The sequence below is a fragment of the Geodermatophilus sp. CPCC 205761 genome, from assembly GCF_051383655.1.
Taxonomy (GTDB): domain Bacteria; phylum Actinomycetota; class Actinomycetes; order Mycobacteriales; family Geodermatophilaceae; genus Geodermatophilus.
This window is the reverse complement of sequence record NZ_JALPKQ010000025.1, coordinates 64,641-79,791: the sequence shown is the minus strand read 5'-3', so window position 1 is coordinate 79,791 and position 15,151 is coordinate 64,641. Positions and strand designations below refer to the sequence as shown.

At 73.3% G+C, this 15,151-nt stretch carries 17 protein-coding genes; all 17 read left to right on the top strand.

Features of this window, described 5'->3' with window-relative positions:
- Positions 1-828, top strand: an 828-nt coding sequence (locus tag MY526_RS16210) for a flagellar hook-length control protein FliK (protein WP_436695477.1), incomplete at its 5' end; no start/stop codon positions are given.
- A 16-nt stretch (positions 829-844) separates the two neighbouring features.
- Positions 845-1,270 (top strand): flagellar hook assembly protein FlgD, encoded by a 426-nt coding sequence (locus MY526_RS16205; RefSeq protein ID WP_436704482.1) that lies wholly within the window; start codon positions 845-847, stop codon positions 1,268-1,270.
- A gap of 43 nt (positions 1,271-1,313) precedes the next feature.
- Positions 1,314-2,537, top strand: coding sequence for a flagellar hook protein FlgE (locus MY526_RS16200; protein ID WP_436695475.1), 1,224 nt, complete (start codon positions 1,314-1,316; stop codon positions 2,535-2,537).
- Positions 2,538-2,748: 211 nt separating this feature from the next.
- Positions 2,749-3,030: a flagellar FlbD family protein gene (locus MY526_RS16195; RefSeq protein ID WP_436695474.1), complete on the top strand. Its 282-nt coding sequence runs from the start codon at positions 2,749-2,751 to the stop codon at positions 3,028-3,030.
- 3 nt (positions 3,031-3,033) lie between these two features.
- Positions 3,034-3,804: a motility protein A gene (locus tag MY526_RS16190; protein WP_436695473.1), complete on the top strand. Its 771-nt coding sequence runs from the start codon at positions 3,034-3,036 to the stop codon at positions 3,802-3,804.
- The gene (locus MY526_RS16185) at positions 3,801-4,706 is read left to right on the top strand and encodes a flagellar motor protein MotB (RefSeq protein WP_436704480.1); all 906 of its coding nucleotides are present in this window, start codon (positions 3,801-3,803) and stop codon (positions 4,704-4,706) included. Before MY526_RS16190 ends, MY526_RS16185 begins: the two co-directional genes overlap by 4 nt.
- Entirely contained in the window at positions 4,699-5,169 is a 471-nt protein-coding gene (locus tag MY526_RS16180) for a flagellar basal body-associated FliL family protein (protein ID WP_436695471.1), read from the top strand. The genes MY526_RS16185 and MY526_RS16180 overlap by 8 nt, the downstream gene beginning before the upstream one ends.
- A gap of 93 nt (positions 5,170-5,262) precedes the next feature.
- Positions 5,263-6,228: a flagellar motor switch protein FliM gene (locus tag MY526_RS16175; protein WP_436704479.1), complete on the top strand. Its 966-nt coding sequence runs from the start codon at positions 5,263-5,265 to the stop codon at positions 6,226-6,228.
- Positions 6,225-6,968, top strand: coding sequence for a flagellar motor switch protein FliN (gene fliN, locus MY526_RS16170; protein WP_436704477.1), 744 nt, complete (start codon positions 6,225-6,227; stop codon positions 6,966-6,968). The genes MY526_RS16175 and fliN overlap by 4 nt, the downstream gene beginning before the upstream one ends.
- A gap of 5 nt (positions 6,969-6,973) precedes the next feature.
- Positions 6,974-7,363, top strand: a complete 390-nt coding sequence (locus MY526_RS16165) for a FliO/MopB family protein (protein ID WP_436695478.1) — start codon at positions 6,974-6,976, stop codon at positions 7,361-7,363.
- Entirely contained in the window at positions 7,363-8,202 is an 840-nt protein-coding gene (gene fliP, locus MY526_RS16160) for a flagellar type III secretion system pore protein FliP (RefSeq protein ID WP_436704475.1), read from the top strand. Before MY526_RS16165 ends, fliP begins: the two co-directional genes overlap by 1 nt.
- A gap of 6 nt (positions 8,203-8,208) precedes the next feature.
- Positions 8,209-8,484: a flagellar biosynthesis protein FliQ gene (gene fliQ / locus MY526_RS16155; RefSeq protein ID WP_436695467.1), complete on the top strand. Its 276-nt coding sequence runs from the start codon at positions 8,209-8,211 to the stop codon at positions 8,482-8,484.
- Between the two features lie 7 nt (positions 8,485-8,491).
- Positions 8,492-9,256, top strand: a complete 765-nt coding sequence (gene fliR, locus MY526_RS16150; RefSeq protein ID WP_436695466.1) for a flagellar biosynthetic protein FliR — start codon at positions 8,492-8,494, stop codon at positions 9,254-9,256.
- Positions 9,257-9,259: 3 nt separating this feature from the next.
- The gene (locus tag MY526_RS16145) at positions 9,260-10,396 is read left to right on the top strand and encodes an EscU/YscU/HrcU family type III secretion system export apparatus switch protein (RefSeq protein ID WP_436704473.1); all 1,137 of its coding nucleotides are present in this window, start codon (positions 9,260-9,262) and stop codon (positions 10,394-10,396) included.
- An 85-nt stretch (positions 10,397-10,481) separates the two neighbouring features.
- On the top strand, positions 10,482-12,524 hold the full coding sequence (flhA, locus tag MY526_RS16140) for a flagellar biosynthesis protein FlhA (RefSeq protein WP_436704471.1): 2,043 nt from the start codon (positions 10,482-10,484) through the stop codon (positions 12,522-12,524).
- The gene (locus MY526_RS16135) at positions 12,511-14,865 is read left to right on the top strand and encodes a hypothetical protein (RefSeq protein WP_436704469.1); all 2,355 of its coding nucleotides are present in this window, start codon (positions 12,511-12,513) and stop codon (positions 14,863-14,865) included. The genes flhA and MY526_RS16135 overlap by 14 nt, the downstream gene beginning before the upstream one ends.
- Complete coding sequence (locus tag MY526_RS16130; protein ID WP_436695462.1) at positions 14,862-15,095, top strand: hypothetical protein; 234 nt, start codon at positions 14,862-14,864, stop codon at positions 15,093-15,095. The genes MY526_RS16135 and MY526_RS16130 overlap by 4 nt, the downstream gene beginning before the upstream one ends.
- The last annotated feature ends 56 nt before the right edge of the window (positions 15,096-15,151 follow it).

Here is a 15,151-nt window from a genome sequence, read left to right as displayed (position 1 = left end):
GGCGTCGCGGCGGGTGCCGGGGGCACGACGGCTCCGGCCCCGGGCGCGGTCCCGGCCGCGGCGCCGACGACCCCGGCGACGCCCGCACCGTCCGCGGCCGGCACCGCCGCGAGCCTGCTGCCCGGGCTCACCGTCGTCGTGGCACCGCCGGCAGCACCGGCGTCTCCCGCTCCGGAGGCCGGCGTCCCGGCAGTGCCGGCCGTGCCGCTGCCGCTGGTCGCCGAGGCGGCCGCGGGATCGGCGTCCGCCGGTGCCGGCTCCACCCCCGAGGAGCAGGCGGCTGCGCCGGCTCCCGCCGCCTCGCCGACCGCACCGGGCGTCGCCCCCGCACCCGCGCCGGCCCCGGTGGCGGCGGCCCTCCCGGACACGACCGCGCCGACGACCCCGCCCGTGGGCAGCCAGGTGGCCACCCAGGTCGCCGTCCTGCGCAGCGGGCCCGACGGCGTGCACACGATGACCGTCGTCCTCACCCCGGAGGTCCTCGGGCCGGTCGAGGTGCAGGTGACGCTCGACCGGGGGACGGTCGACCTGACCCTGCGCGGCGCCACCGAGGCCGGCCGGACCGCGCTGCTCGAGGCCCTGCCCGACCTGCGGCGCGACCTGCAGAGCGCCGGCCTGACCTGCTCGCGCGCCACCGTCGACCCCGACTCCGGGGGCGCGTGGTCCTCGGCGCACCAGCAGGGCGCCCCCGGTGACCGGACCGGCCAGCAGGACCGCGGCGACGGCCGGCCCCGGACGTGGCCCGGTGCCGCTGACTCCGGCGAGGTCCGGCCGGCTCGCACCTCCCCCTCCTCCTCCACGTCCACCGGCGTGGACGTCCGCGTCTGAGAACGGAAGAAGCCCCATGACGACCCCGGTGAGCGGGACCGGCTCCGCGGCCTCCACCCCCGCCACGACCACCGTCGACCGTCCCGACCAGATGGGGAAGGACACCTTCCTCAAGCTGCTGGTCGCCCAGTTGCGCCACCAGGACCCGTCCAACCCGGCCGACAGCAGCCAGATGATGTCCCAGACCGCGGTCTTCACCCAGGTCGAGAAGCTCGAGGCGATCGCGACGCAGAACGCCGCGATGCTGGCCCTGCAGCGCTCCTCCAGTGCCGGCGCGCTCGTCGGCCGGGTGGTCGCCTACACCGACGAGTCCGGCGAGACCAAGACCGGCGCGGTCAACTCCGTCCGCCTCGCCACCGACACCGCCGAGGCGACCGCCTACATCGGCGGCGTCGCCGTGCCGGTCGCCCGCATCACCGAGATCTCCGCGTCGCTCGTCTGACCGCCCGCCTCCCACCCGTCCCACCTCCGAGGAGCCCCTCGCCATGCTGCGTTCCATGTTCTCGGCCATCTCCGGCCTGCGCGCCCACCAGACCAAGATGGACGTGACCGGCAACAACATCGCCAACGTCAACACCGTCGGCTACAAGGGTCAGCAGACCGTCTTCGAGGACACCCTGTCCCAGGTGCTGCGCGCCGGCGGGTCCCCCACTGACGGCCGCGGCGGCACCAACCCGGCCCAGGTCGGGCTCGGCGTCAAGGTCGGCGGCATCACCACGAACTGGACCCAGGGCGCCACCCAGAACACCGGCCGCTCCACGGACTTCATGATCGAGGGCGACGGCTTCTTCGTCGTCCAGGCCGGCACCGAGCAGCTGTTCACCCGCGCCGGTTCCTTCAGCTTCGACGCGTCGGGCAACCTGGTCACCAACAGCGGCGCGATCCTGCAGGGCTGGACCGCCGGCCCCGACGGCACGGTGGACCCCAACGGCCCCATCGGGGGACTGCAGATCCCCTACGGCCAGGGCACCCCGCCCCAGCGCACCGAGACCGGCGCGGTCACCGGCAACCTGTTCGCCGGTGCCACCTCGACCCCGCCCACGGCGGTCGAGACCACGATCAGCATGTACGACAACCTCGGCAACGCCGTGCCGGTCACCTACACCTTCACCAAGACCGCCACGGCCAACCAGTGGACCCTCACGGCCAACTCCGGCGCCACCGCGCTGACGGTGAGCACGCCGACCGTCACGTTCAACGGCACCGGCGGGCTCTCCTCCGGGGGGACGGTGACCCTGTCCGGGCTGCCGGGCTTCGCAGCCGGGGAGACCGTGGCCCTCGACCTCTCCGCCATGACCCAGTACGGCAGCCCCACCACGGCGACCGCCAACGAGCAGAACGGCTTCAGCGCCGGGACCCTGCAGTCGTTCAGCCTCGGCAACGACGGCACGATCACCGGCGTCTTCTCCAACGGCGAGCGCCAGACCCTCGGCCAGCTGGCCCTGGCCTCCTTCGCCAACCCCAGCGGCCTGGAGAAGGCCGGCACCAGCACCTTCCGCGCGGCCAACAACTCCGGGCTGGCCAACATCGGGCAGGCCGGGACCGCCGGCCGCGGCGTCCTCTCCGCCGGTGCGCTGGAGATGTCCAACGTGGACCTCTCCGAGGAGTTCACCGGGCTGATCGTCGCCCAGCGCGGTTTCCAGGCCAACAGCCGGGTGATCACCAGCTCCGACGAGATCCTGCAGGACCTGGTCAACCTCAAGCGCTGAGTGCGGACCTCTCTCCTCCGCCTGGCGGCCCGGCCCCTCTCCGGAGGGGCCGGGCCGCCGCGCTGTCCGGCCGTTCCCGCAGGTCACCCCGCAGGGTGAGGGCGCCGGTTCGGCTCAAGGCCGACGCCCGCGAGGCCGATGACAAGAGCAGCCGGGCAGAGTCGCCACGCGGCCGCCCCTCCCCCTCCCGATCGAGCTTGAGGACCCACCCGTGATCCGTGTGACGCGCCTGAACGGAGAGCGGTTCGCGCTCAACCCCGACCTCGTCGAGCGGGTCGAGGGCCACCCCGACACCGTCGTGTTCCTCGTCGACGGCACCCGGTACGTCGTCACCGAGAGCGTCGACGAGGTGCTCGTCGAGATCCGCGAGTACCGCGCGAGCATCCTCGCCACGGCCTACGAGATGGACCGGGGCACCTACCGCTCGCCACTGTCCTCGGAGGAGGACGGGAACGCCGCCGTCGTCCCCTTCCCGGCCCGCGAGGAGCGCTGACCCGTGGACCCCGCCACCCTGATCGGGTTCGTCGTCTCGCTCGTCGCCCTCCTGGCGTTCATGGTCCTCGAGGGCGCCGACCCGACCTCGCTGATCTTCCTCCCGGCGATCGTGCTCGTCATCGTCGCCACCTTCGGCGCCGCCATGTCGAGCCAGACGATGGCCGACCTCAAGAAGATGCCGGCCTGGTTCAAGATGGGCGTGCTGCCGGCCGCGGTGCCGCCGGCCACCGAGCAGATCCAGACCCTGGTCAGCCTCGCCGAGAAGGCCCGCAAGGAGGGCCTGCTCGCCCTCGAGGCGCAGGTCAAGCAGATCGAGGACCCGTTCCTCAAGCGCGGCCTGCAGATGGGCATCGACGGCACCGACCCGGAGCAGCTGCGCGAGGTCCTCGAGGGCGAGATCGCCGCCAAGAAGGCGGAGGACAAGGTCGCCGCCAAGTTCATGAACGCGATGGGCGGCTACGCCCCGACCATCGGCATCATCGGCTGCATCGTCGGCCTGATGAACGTGATGGGGAACCTCAGCGACCCTGCGGCGCTCGGCCCGATGATCGCCTCGGCGTTCGTCGCCACGCTGTGGGGCGTCATGGCCGCGAACTTCTGGTTCCTGCCCATGGGCGCCAAGATCCTGCGGGTCAGCGAGCTGCAGGCCGCGCAGATGGAGCTGCTGGTCGAGGGCATCGCCGAGATCCAGGCCGGCACCAGCCCCCGCGCCGTCCGGCAGAAGTTGATCTCCCTCGTGCCGCCCAGTGAGGTCGCCAGGGAAGCCGCGTGAGTGCCGGCCACGGCCGCCGCCGGGGCAAGAAGCACGTCGAGGAGGAGCACGAGAACCACGAGCGGTGGATGGTGTCCTACGCGGACATGATGACGCTGCTGCTGGTCCTGTTCATCGTGCTGTACGCCATGAGCCAGGTGGACAAGGCGAAGTTCGCCCAGCTGGCCAGCGGCCTCTCCGACGCCTTCGGGACGCCGGTCTCGGTCATCCCGGCCGCCACGCCGGAGGGGTCGGTGCTCGACGGGCTCCCCGGCGTGATCGACATCGGCTCGGCCATCCCGCCGGACCAGACCGTCGAGCAGGCCGAGGTCGACGCCGCCGCCGCGCAGGCCGCCCTCGCCGAGGCCGAGCGGGTCGCGACCGAGGCGCAGGCGCAGTACCAGGACCTGGCGGCCGTGCGGGACCGGATCGAGGCGGCCCTGGCCGCCACCGGCCAGTCGGGCGCGGCCCGCTACGAGATCGACGAGCGCGGCCTGGTGGTGCACATCGTCGCCGACCAGGTGCTCTTCGACGCCGAGGAGGCCGTGCTCCGCCTGGAGGGCCGGCAGATCCTCGACGCGATCGCGCCCGCCCTGCGGGAGCTGCAGAACTCCCTCGGGATCGAGGGCCACGCCAACCACGTGCCGGTCACCCCCGGCGGTCCGTGGCCGTCGAACTGGGAGCTGTCGGCCTACCGGGCGACCACCGTCGTCCGTCACCTCGCCACCATCGGCGTGCCGCAGGACCACATGGTCGCCAACGGCTACTCCGACACCCGGCCGCTGGTCCCGCCGGCGGACCCCAGCTCCATCACGGTCAACCGGCGCGTCGACGTCGTCGTGATGTCCACCGCCTCCGCCGAGGCGAACGAACTCCTGCCCGGCCTGGACGCCGGCGCGACCGAGGAAGGCACGCATGGCTGACAAGAAGAAGACGGCCGAGACCCCCGAGGACGGCGAGGCGAAGGGCGGCAGGAAGAAGCTGCTCGTCGTCGGCCTGGTGGCGCTGCTCGCCGTCGCCGGCGCCGCGTACTTCTTCCTGTTCGCCGGCAGCGGCGAGGCCGCGGCCGACGAACCGGTGGCCGGGGAGGTCCTCCCCCTCGAGTCGATCGCGGTCAACCTCGCGGGAGGCGGCTACCTGAAGGTGGGCATCGCCCTGCAGCTGACCGAGGCGGCCGCGGGCGGCGGGCACGGGGGTGCCGCCGTCGACGGCTCCGAGGCCCTCGACCTGGTCATCTCCACCTTCTCGCAGGCCCAGCCGGGCGACGTCGTCGGCGCCCGGGACGCGCTCAAGGCGGCCCTGGAGCAGAAGATCGTCGAGGCCTACACCGACGAGGAGACCGAGATGGTCATGGGCATCTACTTCACCGAGTACGTCACCCAGTAACACCCTGCACCACCCGTCACACCCGTCCGCCCTGATCGGCAGCGCCCGTCGCCGCCGGTCAGGGCGGACTCGTCTCCCGCCGATGAGTGGGGGGTGACCCGCCCCGAGAACGGCCCCGCACAGGGACCGCTGTCAGCAGCGTCATCGGGCGCCCGCGGCAGGCGCGGAGAGCCCCGCACGTACGACTTCCGCCGGCCCACCAAGCTCTCCCGCGAGCACGTCCGGGTCCTGCAGATCGCGCAGGAGGCGTTCGCCCGCCAGGCCACCACCGTGCTCACCTCGATGCTCCGCGCCGGCGCCCGGCTGGAGCTGCTCGGCATCGAGCAGCACTCCTACGACGACTACGTCGCGACGTTGCCCAACCCCTGCTTCATGGCCACGTTCACGATCGAGCCGCTGGCGGGCAAGGGCCTGCTGGCCTACCCGCTGGACATCGCGATGGCGGCCGTCGACCACATGCTCGGCGGCTCCGGTGCCTCCGAGCAGCCCGACCGGCCCATGACGGTGATGGAGACCTCCATCACCAACCACATGCTCAACCGCCTGCTGGCGGAGTTCACGGCGTCGTTCACGCACATCGTCCAGCTGCAGCCCGAGCTCAGCGAGGTCGAGTACAACCCGCAGCTGGCCCAGGCCGCGGCCGGATCGGACACGGTCATGGTCGCCACGTACGCGATCGGGATCGGCAGCCGCTCCGGCGAGGCCACCCTCGTGCTGCCGTTCTCCTCGTTCGCGACGGCCTTGAACAACGCCGCCTCGCCGCACCTGTCGGAGTCCGCCCAGGCCAAGCGCCGGCGCGCCTTCGAGGCCCTCACCGAGCGGCTCACCCAGGTGCCGGTCGAGGTCGGGGTGCGGTTCTCCCCGCTCGAGGTCTCCTCCGAGGACCTGCTGTCCCTCGCCGTCGGAGACGTCCTCCTGCTGCGCCATCCCCAGGACGCGCCGCTGGAGGTCACCACCAACGACGTGGTGTTCGCCGACGCGATCGCCAGCAACCACCGACGCCGGCTCGCCGCCGCCATCGTGCCCACCCCGCTCGCAGCCCAGAAGGACACCGCATGACCGCCACCGTGGAGCACTCGCAGGCCTCCGAGACCGTCATCGCCGTCGTGGCGTCCGCCGCCCGCGCCGCCGCCGCCCTGGTGCCGGCGACGGTCGAGCTGGTGCCCGGCACGCCGGTCAGCGACCCCGACGCCGTGCTGCTGCCGGCCGAGGCGGCCGCGGCGGTCATCGCCCGGCTGTCGGGCGAGGTCAGCGGGGACGTCGTCCTCGTCGTCTCCGCCGAGATCGTCGACGCCCTGGCCAACTCGCCGGTCGGCCGGATGGACCTCGCCGCCGCGCTGCGCCCGGCCCTCGAGGCGGCCGCGGCCACCCTCGGCCGGGTCCGGGTGGACTCCGAGCGCGTCGAGGACCCGGACACCGCCATGGACGGACTGCGGGACAAGGGCATGTTCGTCGCCGTCCCCCTGCTGGCCGGCGGCAGCACCGTGGAGGCGGCCCTCGCCCTGCAGGTCACCCTCCCCCAGTCACGCACCCAGCGCGGCAGCCTCGACCTGCTGCGGCACGTGGCCATGGAGGTCACCGTCGAGATCGGCCGCACCCGCATGACCGTCGGCGAGCTGCTCTCCCTGCACCCCGGCGAGGTCGTCGAGCTCGACCGTGCCGCCAGCGCGCCGGCCGACCTGCTGGTCAACGGCACCCTCATCGCCCGCGGCGAGGTCGTCGTCGTCGACGAGGACTTCGGCCTGCGGATCAGCGAGATCGTCACCGACGCCGCCACCGAGCTGGGGAACCACTCGTGACCTGGATGGTCGTCCGGCTGCTGCTGACGCTGGTCTTCGTCGGGGGGGTGCTCTGGTTCGCCGCCCGGCTGGCGAAGAAGCGCGGACTCGGCCAGGGCAACGGCCTGATCGAGGTGGTCGCCCGGCAGCGCATGGGGCGGGCCAGCTCGGTCACCGTCGTCCGGATCGCCGGCCGGGTGCTGGTCGTCGGCGCCACCGAGGAGCAGGTCACCCTGCTCGCCGAGGTGGACAGCGACGCCGTCGAGGAGGCCGTCGAGGAGCGACGGGCTGCGCTGGCCCGGCCCGCGACCGCGACCGGTGCGCCGGCCAGCGGTGTGCTGGCCGGCTCGGTGTTCGACCGCGCCGGCTGGACGACGTTCGTGCAGCAGCTGCGGGAGCGGACGGTCCGCCGCTGATGACCTCCTCCTCTCCGAGCGCGGCGCGCGGCGCCCCGTTCGCCCGGCACGTGGGCCTGGTCCTGCTGCTGGTGGCGCTGCTCGGGGTCGTCCTCACCCTGCTGGCCGACTCCGCCTCCGCGGCACCCACGGCACCGACCGCGCCGACCGCCCCCACCGCACCGACGGTCCCGGCCGTCGACGGCGGGGTGGACATCTCCGTCGGCAACGGCAGCCCGAGCACCTCGATCACGCTCATCCTGGCGATCACCGTGCTGTCGGTGGCGCCGGCGGTGCTGCTGCTGGCCACCTCGTTCACCAAGATCATCGTCGTCCTGTCGCTGACCCGCAACGCACTGGGGATGCAGTCGGCGCCGCCGAACTCGGTGCTCACCGGCATCGCCCTGTTCCTGACGTTGTTCGTCATGGGTCCGGTCTTCTCCGACATCAACGAGGTCGCGGTCCAGCCCTACCTCGACGGCACGATGACGGTGTCGCAGGCCTACGAGACCGGCGTCGTTCCGCTCAAGGAGTTCCTGCTCGCCAACACCCGCGAGGACGAGCTGTCGCTCATGGTCGGCCTCTCCGGTGAGGAGGCGCCGGCCGACCGCGAGGCGGTCAGCATCACCACGCTCGTGCCGGCGTTCGTGCTCTCCGAGCTCAAGAGCGCCTTCATCATCGGCCTGGTCGTCTTCATCCCGTTCCTGGTGCTCGACATGATCGTCAGCGCCGCGCTCATGGCGATGGGCATGATGATGGTCCCGCCGGCGATGGTCTCCCTGCCGTTCAAGCTGCTGCTGTTCGTGGTGGTCGACGGCTGGGCGCTGATCACGACGGCGCTGGTCGGGAGCTACGGGTGATCGCGCATGACTGACGCCGACGTCACGGAGATCGCGGTCAAGACCATGCTGGTCGCCGCGAAGGTCGCCGCCCCGATCCTGCTGACCGCGCTGCTGGTCGGCTTCCTCATCTCGCTGTTCCAGGCGGCCACGCAGATCCAGGAACAGACGCTGTCCTTCGTCCCGAAGATGATCGCGGTCGCGATCGCCCTGCTGGTCACGGGCAACTGGGTGCTCTCCGAGCTGGTCAGCTTCACCGAGGGCCTGTTCGAGACGCTGCCCCGACTGCTCGACCGGACCTGAGCCACCCGTGGACCTCGAGGTCCCGGCCACGACGCTCGCGGCGCTGCTGCTCGGCACCGCCCGCGCGGCCGGTTTCGTCCTGCTGTCGCCGCCGTTCAACTCCCGGGCCATCCCGGCTCCGGTGAAGGGCGCGCTCGCCATGGCGCTCTCCGTGGCGCTGATGACCCGCATCGCCCCGGAGCTGCCCGAGCCGACCACCGGGTTCCTCGTCGTCGGCGCGGTCACCGAAGTGGTCGTCGGCGCCGCGCTGGGTTTCCTCGTCCAGCTGCTGTTCGCCGCCGTCCAGTACGCCGGTGACCTCATCGACATGACCGGTGGCTTCACGCTGCAGCCGGCCTACGACCCGATGTCGATGACCACCAACTCCGCCATCGGCCGGCTGCACCACCTGCTCGCGACGACGCTGCTGTTCACCAGCGGCGGTCACCTGCTCATCGTGCGCGGCTTCGCCACGTCCTACGAGGGGCTTCCGGTCGCCGGCGGCATCCCGACCGACCAGCTCGGGCAGGTGCTGATCACGGCGTTCTCGATGATGTTCCTGGCCGCGCTGCAGATCGCCGGGCCCATGGTGGCGGTGCTCCTGCTGGCCGACGTCGCCCTGGCGCTGCTCAGCAAGGCCGCGCCGGCGCTGAACATCTTCGCGTTCGGCTTCCCGGTCAAGATCATGCTGACGCTGACGCTGCTCGGCCTCACCTTCCCGCTGCTCCCGACGGCCCTCGACGAGCTGCTCGAGACCGCGACGCGGGCCATGGTCTCCCTGCGGAGCGGTTGACCCGTGGCCAAGGACGGTCCCGGTGGCGAGAAGACCGAGAAGCCGACTCCGAAGCGTCTCAAGGAGGCGCGCAAGGACGGCCAGATCCCGCGCACCCAGGAGCTGGGCACCTGGCTGGGCGCGGCGGCGGCGAGCGTGCTGCTGCCCGTGCTCGTCGGCAACGCCTTCGATGGGGTCGGCCGGCTGTTCGTCCAGATCGGCGTGGTCGCCACCCGGCCCGAGGCCAGCGCCCTGTCCGCGCTCTTCGGCCAGGCGCTGACCACGTTCCTGACGGCGCTGCTGCCGATGGCCCTCGGGCTCATGGTGGTCGGTGTCGTGGCCTCCGCCGCCCAGGGCGGGATCTCCGTGTCGGCCAAGCCGATGAAGCCGACGCTGAAGAAGCTCAACCCGTTCCCCGGGATCAAGCGGATGTTCGGCACCCACGGCATCTGGGAGGCCGCCAAGGCCGTCATCAAGACCGCCGCCCTGCTGACCGTCGTCATCGTGACCAGCGGCCGGGCGCAGGAGCTGGTCTCGGCGTCGGGCGCCCTGCCGCTCGCGGCCGTCGCCGAGACCTTCACCGACTCGGCGGTGCTCATGTTCCGGGTCGTCGCGGTCACCGGCCTGGTCATCGCGGTCGCCGACTACCTCGTGGTCCGCCAGCAGATCATGAAGAAGCTCAAGATGAGCAAGTACGAGATCCAGCAGGAGCACAAGCAGTCCGAGGGCGACCCGCACATGAAGGCGCAGCGTCGCGCCACCCAGATGGCGATGTCGCGCAACCGGATGATGAGCGAGGTCGCCACGGCCGACGTCCTGCTGGTCAACCCCACCCACGTGGCGGTCGCGCTCAAGTACCAGGCCGACCGCGGCGCCCCGCGGGTGGTCGCCAAGGGCGCCGACGAGATCGCCGCCACGCTGCGCGAGAAGGCCGCCGAGGCGCGGGTGCCGATGGTGCAGGACATCCCGCTCGCCCGGGCGCTGCACGCCTCCTGCGACATCGGCCAGGAGGTCCCCGCCCAGCTGTTCACCGCGGTGGCGCGGGTGCTGGCCTTCGTCATGCAACTGTCGGCCCGCGGCGTCCGCGGCGGGTTCCACCGGCCCGGTTTCGCCGCGCCGGACGTCGACGACCTCCCCGTGGCCGGCCGCCGCCGGCGCTGAGGTGCCCCTGGGGCGGGCGTGACGGGTGGGGCGGGCGACGTCCCGGCCGTGCCCCGCTCAAGCCGAACTGCCGATGAGTTCACTCGTGCACAAGGTGACGAAGGCGGCCGTCCCGATCGGCGTCGTCGCCATCGTCCTGATGCTGGTGGTCCCCCTGCCGGCCGCGGTCCTGGACCTGCTGCTCGGCCTCAACATCACCGCGTCGCTGCTCATCCTGCTGGTCGCCATGCAGATCAAGCGGCCCCTGGACTTCGCCGTCTTCCCGTCGCTGATCCTCATCGCCACGCTGCTCCGGCTGGCGCTCAACGTCTCCTCGACGCGGCTGGTGCTGACCGACGGCTACGCCGGCAAGGTCATCGAGGCCTTCGGGCACTTCGTGATCGGCGGCTCGCTGATCGTCGGTCTGGTGATCTTCGTGATCCTGACGATCATCCAGTTCGTCGTCATCACCAACGGTGCCGGCCGCGTCGCCGAGGTCGGTGCCCGGTTCACCCTCGACGCGATGCCCGGCAAGCAGATGGCCATCGACGCCGACCTCAACGCCGGTTTGATCAACGAGAAGCAGGCTCGCCGGCGGCGTTCCGAGGTCACCGCCGAGGCCGACTTCTACGGCTCGATGGACGGCGCGTCGAAGTTCGTCAAGGGCGACGCCATCGCCGCCATCATCATCACGCTGATCAACCTGATCGGCGGCATGGCCATCGGCGTCCTGCAGCTGGGCATGGCGCCCGGTGACGCCGTCTCCACCTACTCGCTGCTGACCGTCGGCGACGGCCTGGTCTCCCAGATCCCGGCGCTGCTGCTGTCCACCGCGACCGGCATCATCGTCACCCGCTCGGCCTCCGACGGGGACATGGGCAGCGACCTGCTCGCCCAGCTCGGCCGGTTCAAGCAGCCGGTGCGCATCGCCGGCGGCGCCGCGATCGCCCTGTGCCTGATCCCCGGTCTGCCCAAGCTGCCGTTCCTCGTCATCGGTGGGCTGTTCCTGCTCATGGCCGCCCGCATGCAGGAGACCCCGCTGGAGGACGACGACGCCGCGCCGGCCGCCGCCGCGGACGACGAGCCCTCCCCCGACTCCCCCGAGGCGATCGCCGAGAAGATGCGGGTGGACCCGCTGGAGCTCGAGGTGGCCTTCGACCTGGTCGACCTGGTCGACAGCGCGCGCGGTGGGGACCTGCTCGACCGCGTCAAGGCGCTGCGCCGGAAGGTCGCGATGGACACCGGGCTGGTCATCCCGCTGGTGCGCACGCGCGACAACCTGGACCTGCCGTCCTCGCAGTACGTCATCTGGCTCAACGGCGTCCCGGCCGCCAAGGGCATCTCGCCGGCCGGGACCGTGCTGGCCATCGGCGACGCCCTCGACGGGCTGCCCGGCAAGGCGACCCGCGAGCCGGTCTTCGGTCTGCCCGCCAAGTGGGTGCCGGTCGAACTGCAGCGGCAGGCCGAGATGGCCGGCGCCACCGTCGTCGACCGCTCCTCGGTCATCACCACCCACCTGGCCGAGGTCGTCCGGCAGCACGCCGCCGAACTGCTCGGCCGAGAGGACGTGCGGGTGCTCGTGGAGATGGTCCGCCGCACCCACCCGGTCGTCGTCGAGGAGCTCACCCCGACGCTGCTCACCCTGGGCGAGATCCAGCGGGTGCTGCACGGCCTGCTGGAGGAGAACGTCTCCATCCGCGACCTGGTGCGCATCTTCGAGGCTCTGTCGGTCCGGGCGAAGATCTCCACCGACGTCGACGGCCTGGTCGAGGCCGCCCGCGCGGCGCTCGGGTCGGCCATCAGCCACCCGTACGTCACGCCGGACGAGCGGCTGCACGTGCTCACCCTCGACCCCGCGTTCGAGCAGCGGCTCCTGGAGTCGGTGCGGCAGAGCGAGGGCGGCCAGGTGCTGGCGCTCGACGCCGGCACGGTCGACGCGCTCGTCAACGGGTGCACCGGCCTGCTCGGCGACGCCGAGCGGCTGGGCCTGTCCCCCGTGCTCGTGTGTTCCCCCCAGGTCCGGGCAGCCCTGTCCCGCCTGATGCGTCAGATCCTCCCCCGCCTGCCGGTGATCTCCTACACGGAGGTCTCCCGGACGGCCCAGATCGAGTCACTGGGAGTGGTGAACGGTGCCGTTGCCATCCGTTGAGGCCGCCTCGCGCGAGGCCGCCATCGCCGCAGCGCGCGAGAAGTACGGGTCGTCGGTCCGCATCGTCGGCATCCGCCGGGTCCGCTCGGGCGGGGTCATGGGCTTCTTCACCACCGAGCGCTTCGTCGCCGAGGTGGAGGAGGTCGCCCCCGCTCCCGCGGTGGAGCGCCGGCCGGCGTCCCGGGCCGAGTCCGCAGCCCGCATCGAGGCCGCGCTGCGTCGGGACCCCGTGCTGCCGGACCCGGTCGACGAGGTCGCCGGGCTGTTCGCCGGTGGTGCCGACGACGGCGTCGACCTGTACTCCCGCTCCTCCTGTCCGCGCAGCGACCGGCCCGCCGGGCGCGCCGCGGCCGGGCGCGCCGCGGCCGGGCGCGCCCCCCAGGCGTCGTCTCACGCCGCGCCGCCCCGGGCCGCGGCTCCGTCGTCGGCCGGGTTCCCGGCTGCGTCGGCTCCCCGGACCGCCGCGCCGCGCGTGACGCCGCAGCGCACGGCGGCTCCGGCCCCGGCCGCGGTGCTCGACGACGCCCCCCTCGCGCCGTCGCCGTTCACCGCCGCACTGGCGCAGATGGTGACCGCCGACATCGACGTCCGTGACGCCGTGGCCGAGGCGCTCGCCGCCACGCCCGCCGCCCACGCGCCGGTGCCCACGCCCGAGGCCGTGGTGCCGATGGCCGCACCGGCGCCCCCGCCGGTCGTCGAGGCGCCGAGCTGGGAGCCGCAGGCTCCGGTCGAGGAGTTCCTCGCGCCGGTGGAGGAGCAGCCGGTCGTCGCGGCTTCCCCGGCTCCGCCGGTCGCGGCCGCCCCGGCCGCGCCCGTAGCCGCGACCCCGGTCGTCGAGCCCGTCTCGCCGGACGTCCTGTGGGGTCCGGCCCCGACCGCCACCGTCGCGCCCCCGTCCCCGGTGGTCGAGCCGGTCGCCGTGCCCGTCGCCGTGACCGAGCCGGTCGCCGTGGTCGAGCCGGCCCCCGCGCCCGAGCCCGCCGCCGCACCCGAGCCGGTCCCCGTGCCCGTCCCCGAGCCCGAGCCGGTCCCCGTGCCCGAGTGGGTCAGCGAGCCGGACTTCACCACCGGGCCGATCACCTGCCGCGAGGAGGCGATCGCCGAGGTGCTGCGCGCGGCGCTGGCCCACGACACGTCCGACGCGGCGCTGACGCAACTGCTCCGCGGGGTGCTGGCCGGCTCCTCCGCGCCGGAGCACGTCGAGGCCCCGGCGTCTCCCGTCGACGACTACGACTACGCCTTCGCCGAGGCGCACACCGCCGAGATCCCCGTGTGGGTCGACGCCGACGCCGAGGCCGACGAGTGGGAGGTGGTCGCGGAGGTGCTCGCCCCGACCGCCAGCGACCCGGCCCCGCTGCCGATGGACGCCACCACCGTCCTGCCCCCGCTGTCGCTGCTGCCGCCGCCGGCGCCGGGCACCGCGCTCGCCGTCCCGCCCCTGCTCTCGCGACCGCCGGTGCCGCCGGCGATCCGCCGTCCGTCGGCCGCCGCGGGTCACCAGGTGGCCCGTGCCTCGGGCGGCCAGGGCGGCGGGCTCGCCACGGTCACCCGCCTGCCGGTGGACAAGCGCGCCGCGTCCTGGCGGCGGAGCGCGCCCATGGTGGTGACCTCGGTGCGCGAGCGCCCGCCGGTCGGGGGCGGTTCCGGCCCGGTCGTCGGCGCGGCCGAGGAGGCGGTCGTGTGCCGCCTGCTGGAGCTGGGCGTGCCCGAGCGGCTGCTCGGCGGCGACTTCCCCGCCGAGATCGCCCGCCGCGGCACCTACGCGGCGCTCACCCGCGCCCTGGCCGCCGGCCTGCCCACCGCACCGGCGCTGCCCAGCGGCCAGGGTGAGGTCCTGCTCCTCGTCGGTCCCGGCGTGGAGACCCTCGCCGCGGCGCGCTCGCTGGCCGCCTCCCTGCGACTGGACGGCGAGCGCCTGCAGTGGGCCACCCGTGGCGACCTCGCCGCGCTGGCCCCGCGCAGCAGCCGGGTGAGCAGCATCGAGGTCGCGCTCGAGCGCAAGCAGGAGGCCGACCGGTCCGGCACGCTGACGATCGTGGCGGTCGACGCCCCGCTGCGTGCCGGTGGCGGTGCCTGGCTGGAGCAGATGATCGCGGTCTTCGCGCCGGCCGGCGTCTGGGCCGTGGTCGAGGCCACCCGCAAGCCGGAGGACGTCGGTCCGTGGCTGGACGGGCTGGCCCGCGTGGACGCGCTGATGGTGCAGGACACCGACCTCACCGCTGACCCGGCCGCGGTCCTGGGCCGCACGACCACGCCCGTGGCCCTCCTCGACGGTGCCCGGGCGACCGCGCACCGCTGGGCGTCGCTGCTGTGCGAGCGGCTGGAGACCTCCGGGGCATGAGCCCGCTGCGGTGGGACGTGCTCGCGGTGGGGTTCCTGCTCGCGCTGCCGGTCATCGCGCTCGGGCTGCGGGGCGGCCTCTCCCTCGACGAGGTCGCCCTCCGGCTGCCGTGGTGCCTGGCCGCCGGATGGGGCGCGGTGGCGCTGCTCCGCTGGGCCGGGACACCCCGCCGTCCTCCCGCCGCCGCGGACCGCGAGCCCGAGCCGGAGCGGGAACTCCCCGTCCCCTGACCCGCTCCCGCGGTGTCGTGATTGCTGTTGCGGTCCTGCACGACCGCAGGAGCGCG